The following is a 5,098-nucleotide window of genomic DNA, read 5'->3' on the forward strand; positions in this document are numbered from 1 at the left end:
ACAATGAAAATTATTTTTGATGAATATCTGCCAAAATGGAATTATCGTGCAGTGCCGACTATTTAACAGACGCTAAAGTTATTAAATTTTCATTCCTTACGACGCTTGGTGCGATCGCTCTGACGAATCTTTTGAGCAATGCACGGAGCTCGATTCGCAATGCACGGAGCTCGATTCGCAATGCACGGAGCCGATTCAAATCGAATTAGCATCAATGGTTGAATGGGCCCCTTGTTTGGACGAGTACGAGCCTGAAACAATCGAAACAATCGAAACGAGTTCCATCACTTTGGAAATTTCCTGGATGCTGATCCTCTCTGAGGGCTGCGCTAACGAAAGTTTTGACACTTGCGACTTTTCCATCCCCACATTTGACGTTTGGTGCGATCGCCCGATCGACACTGACGAACCGCCCGACACAGGGATTTTCGCTCGCCGGCCTTTGCCAAAACCCCCCAGTTTTCCGCCGATGGCTGTCGTTGCGGGCGATCGGGCAAACCGCATTAAAAAGTTCGCCCGCAGCGCAACATTTTTGAGCGGGCGAGCGCCTCCGGGAGGTGATGCAAGCTTCTAAATGGTTGACCCATATTCTTTCCATCATGCTTATACTGCGATCGCTTTTTGAGCGAGGGCGATCGCTTCTTCTCCTCCTTCCAACTAACAGGTGAAAAACAATGGCTTTTATCAAGATTTCTATCCCCGTCTACAAAAAGGACAACTGGCAAAACCTTCAGAAAGACGGAAGAATCGAAGTCAGCAGCGACGTAGATGACCTTTCTGATGGTTACAAAGAGTTGAAAGACCAGATCGATCAATTGCTACTTAGTCTTGACGCCGAGACTCGCCTAGCAAAAAATGCCCGCGCGCTAGAACTCGAAATAGAAAATAAAGCTTACACGCTAAAAACCCTTATCAGAGACATTGAGAAGGCCACTCAACATTACGAAAGTTTGAGGTTTTTCTTAGAAAAACTGGGGATTGACCCGATCGCACAGAGACTGACTTTTGACAAGAGATTCTTGCTACAAGATGCGTCATCGCATGAAATTGAAGTGGTCAACAACCAGTCGGAATTTTAAATATGTACATTGACTTCTCCGACGATTGGTGCGAGCCGTCAGAAGCGGAATTTCAACCGCTTCTGGACTTCGAGAATGAAATTCTCGGCGAAGCACCGCATAACGATATTTCACTCCTCACGCAGCGCATCAAACGCTCGTTCCTCGACTACGTGCGACAAGGAATCATGCTTTACACTGTGCAGCGTTACCGCTTGTACAAGCAGAAATATGTAGATTTTGCCGAATACTGCAAGCTGGCTTTAGGGCGATCGCCAAAATCTAAAATCTAAAATCCAATTTAAAGACCCACAGGAGTAATCTACCTGTGGGTCTTTAAATTAGTAAAACGTTGTTACAGTGAAGACAAAAGCGGCGCAACAGCGACGAAACAGTTAAACTCACAGGTGATGGCACGCGCCTCCGCAGCGAGCAACAATCGCGGGCATCGCAGCGTCTGCACAGCACGTAGCTGATGCTTCGCTGACAATCAACTTTCCAAGATGCCCCTATCTGCCGCCGCCGTTATTGACGCAATTGCGTGATTGAGATCCGGCTCGCTGCCACCTCAAACCATGATTTTTCGCGATCGGGCGTGATATTTGTAGGTTAGTTGGGCGCATAGCAGCTAGGATCGAGCTAACTCATGGTTACACTAAAGCTCGTCATGCGGCGTTGCCTCTCAAAAACCCAATTGAGTCTTATGGCGCACTACCGCTCCACTTTACGTTTGTTCACCTGCATTGCCTGCCTGGGCGCTGCCTTCATTCCCAGTGCGGAGGGAAGGCAACAGATTGTCATTGCTTCCTACCAGGTGGTTTCCCAAGAAATTGCTCAAGCAGACTCTCCCCCGGACTCCAGCCAGGACTCCAATCCTCCACAATCCTCTCCAGCGCCCGATAAAAACAAATCTAAGCCGTCTAAAAAACAAAAATCTAATTCCAAAATCCCGAAACCAATCTCCAATATAATTGTCATTTTGTCACGCCAGCGGGGGTTGTTAATGTTGGGTTTGGCAGCAGTTGTCGTCACGGCAGCGGCAGTAGCGATCATGCTGAAATTAGTTAGCAGTGGCGAGTCAAATAATTCTAAGCGAAGACGGGTTCGAGGCGATCGCCAAAACCAAAGAAACTCTCGATTCACCAATCCCGATGCTCAGAGAAACAGGCACGAAATGGGACAGCAACAGGTTTCTTCTGGGGGACTCAAACCGCTACCAGCATTGCCCTACCCTGTCAATTTCCCCAAGGGCTACAAGATCGAGAGCACCGATCTGCCTTTACCGTTTATCGTGGAATCTGGGCAATCAGAATCCGAGGATGCAGGGGTAGAGGGCGATCGAATTAATTCCGACACCGCCACAGACGAAAATCGCAACAACGGCTACAGCGACTCAGGTTTCAATATTCCAGAAACAACTAATCGAGCCGATGCACTAGCGAATCGGAAGAAAGATATTTCCCTTCCCGAAACGGAAGTCAGACAAAAAGTTGATATTATTGAAACACTCATTGAAGATTTGCAGCACCTCAATCCGGCCTCTAGGCGCAAAGCAATTTGGGAACTCGGGCAGCAGGGAGATTCCAGAGCCGTTGAGCCGTTGCTGAATTTATTAGGAAATTCTGACTCTAAGCAGTACAGTTTAATTCTGGCAAGTCTCTCAGAAATTGGCATTCGCACGCTCAAACCCATGAATAATGCCTGGTCAATTTCATTGCAAAATGAAAACCCGGAAGTGCGGAAAAATGCGATTCGCGACTTGACACGGATTTACGAATTGGTGAATCAAATCAGTCACTTGTTGCACCGCGCGACGGACGATCCAGATGCAGAAGTTCAGGAAACAGCTCGCTGGGCAATTAATCAGTTGAATCGCATTCGTCCGCGTTCTGGGAGGGATGATTAATGTTCAGTTGACAGTTGACAGTTGACAGTTGACAGTTGACAGTTGATACCAAATTTACATAAAGTTGCATATAATCGCAGGGTAACAAAATCGAAACCTGGCTTTGTTTTCAGCTTGTCTATGTTCTATGCAGCTTCATAGTAAATTGGTATGACAACGACCTCTACCTAGAAGGAAGAGGATTAGAGTAATGAATAGTCTGATTTTAATTTCTCCCGATCGGGCGCAAGGGCTTTAAACCAATTCTTTTTGGTAATTGCTCAACCTCCTTGACAAGAAGGCGAGAAAAATATTAGATCGAGGCATGGAAAAACTCCACAGAACTGTTTCTGATTTTATAGGCAATACAGGCATTTTTTGCAAGTCAGATTGTTCGAGATTTAACCGTATATATCTATAAAGAAAGAGCGCTGAAGCGCAACTACGTACCCTGGTATGTAGTTGCGCTTCAGCGCTCTTTCATATATATAAAGCAATACGGTTTACTGAGGAATTGCAAAGTCAAAAGTCTTTGTAATGAGGAGTTGAATCTTGTGTTTCTTATAATAAATTTCCGTCCGAAAACCTCTATATGTAAAGTACACTGTACACTTTACATATAGAGGTTTTGCGTAAATTCTATCAATAATTAAACCGATGATTAGTGGGGTAACTTGCTGAGTCCGTACCAGGTTTTAGCACCGACAATTCCATCTTGTGGTATATTCTTGCTGATTTGGAACTGGCGCACTGCGACATCTGTCATCGTCCCAAAATATCCATCAATTGCACCGAAATAGTATCCATTGATTTTCAAGACATTTTGAACAATTTTCACAGCATTACCAGAACTGCCATTCATCAAGATGGGCATATTCACAGGTGCACCAGAATACAGTGCTTGCCAAGTTATAGAACCAACCATCCCATCTTCAGTTAAAAAGACGCGGTGTTGATAGCCTTTGACTGCTTTTTGAACTTGGGCGCCGAAGATACCGTCCATCGGGCCAGAATAATATCCCCAATGATAGAGAAGCTGTTGTAGTTCCTTGACAGCTTGACCTGTGGAACCTATTTGTAAAGTAGGTTTGTTCAGTGCGGCGGTTGCAGCAACTGCAACATTTGATTGAGGAGTAGCATCGGCGACGATAGCTACAGTTTCATTATTCGTGGTTCTTTCTTCGGTGTACATAATGTGATTCCTTTGAAGATTTAAGTTGTGGTCTTTGATATTTCAGGTATAACTGGTGAGATTTGTGGCTGCACAGTCACTTTTTTGAGTGTCACTCATTTGAGTTAGCTAAGTGTATTTGTAGTGAGGAATATAAGTGCTCAGATTTTTATGAGGACTGAAGTCCTCACTACAAACTAACTGGTAAGGTGTTTGTGGGTACCCAACGCAACTTAGTGGGGTAACTTGCTAAGAGCGTGCCAAGTTCTGTAGCCGACAATTCCATCTTGTACTAAACCCTTGCTGAGTTGGAAATGGCGGACTGCTACATCTGTCATCGGGCCAAAAAATCCGTCAATAAAGCCGAAATAGTATCCATTTAATTTCAGGACATTTTGAACAATTTTCACAGCATTACCAGAACTGCCATTCATCAGTGTCGGCATATTCACAGGTGCACCAGAGTATAGTGCTTGCCAAGTTAGAGAACCGACTATCCCATCTTCCATTAAGAAGACGCGGTGTTGATAGCGTTTGACTGCTGTTTGAACTTGGACGCCGAAGATACCGTCAATCGGGCCGAAATAATATCCCCAATGAGCTAGGAGAGTTTCTAGTTCTTTGACTGCTTGACCTGTGGAACCGATTTGTAAAGTGGGTTTGTTGAGTCCTGTTGTTAGACCAACTGCAAAATTTGATTGAGCTGTAGTATCGGCGGCGATCGCCATTGTTTCATTGTTCGTGCTTTTTTCTTCGGTGTACATAATGTGCTCCTTTCAATATTTAAGTTGTGCTCTTTGATATTTCAGGTATAACTGGTGCGATTGATGGCTTCACAGTCACTTTTTCGAGTGTCACTCATTTGAGTGTCACTCATTTGAGTGACAAACCAAATCAAGAGGTTTGTAGTGATGACTTCTGTCCTTATCCAAATCCGAGGACAGAAGTCCGAACGATCAAACCAAATCAAGAGGTTTGTAGTGA

7 protein-coding genes are annotated in these 5,098 nt (G+C 44.8%); 5 read left to right on the forward strand and 2 right to left on the reverse strand.

Annotation, left to right across the window (positions count from 1 at the left end; all coding sequences use genetic code 11):
- The first annotated feature begins 214 nt into the window (after positions 1-214).
- From JGK36_RS29240 to JGK36_RS29255, 4 genes are all read left to right on the forward strand, one after another.
- A complete protein-coding gene (locus JGK36_RS29240; protein WP_293187059.1) occupies positions 215-574 on the forward strand; it encodes a hypothetical protein in 360 nt (119 codons plus the stop codon).
- A 100-nt stretch (positions 575-674) separates the two neighbouring features.
- Positions 675-1,079, forward strand: a complete 405-nt coding sequence (locus tag JGK36_RS29245; protein WP_293187060.1) for a hypothetical protein — start codon at positions 675-677, stop codon at positions 1,077-1,079.
- Positions 1,080-1,081: 2 nt separating this feature from the next.
- Positions 1,082-1,351, forward strand: coding sequence for a hypothetical protein (locus tag JGK36_RS29250; protein WP_293187061.1), 270 nt, complete (start codon positions 1,082-1,084; stop codon positions 1,349-1,351).
- A 410-nt stretch (positions 1,352-1,761) separates the two neighbouring features.
- Positions 1,762-2,964 (forward strand): HEAT repeat domain-containing protein, encoded by a 1,203-nt coding sequence (locus JGK36_RS29255; protein ID WP_293193989.1) that lies wholly within the window; start codon positions 1,762-1,764, stop codon positions 2,962-2,964.
- A 640-nt stretch (positions 2,965-3,604) separates the two neighbouring features.
- Here JGK36_RS29255 and JGK36_RS29260 read toward each other — a convergent pair.
- Together JGK36_RS29260 and JGK36_RS29265 are read right to left on the reverse strand one after the other, a co-directional pair.
- A complete protein-coding gene (locus tag JGK36_RS29260; protein ID WP_293187063.1) occupies positions 3,605-4,135 on the reverse strand; it encodes a peptidoglycan-binding protein in 531 nt (176 codons plus the stop codon).
- Between the two features lie 212 nt (positions 4,136-4,347).
- Entirely contained in the window at positions 4,348-4,878 is a 531-nt protein-coding gene (locus JGK36_RS29265) for a peptidoglycan-binding protein (RefSeq protein WP_293198024.1), read from the reverse strand.
- 26 nt (positions 4,879-4,904) lie between these two features.
- Here JGK36_RS29265 and JGK36_RS29270 point away from each other — a divergent pair.
- A partial coding sequence (locus JGK36_RS29270) for a hypothetical protein (protein WP_293198026.1) occupies positions 4,905-5,098 on the forward strand: 194 nt, incomplete at its 3' end.

Origin of the sequence: Microcoleus sp. PH2017_35_SFW_U_B, assembly GCF_020737865.1 — a bacterium.
Classification (GTDB): Bacteria; Cyanobacteriota; Cyanobacteriia; order Cyanobacteriales; family Microcoleaceae; genus Microcoleus.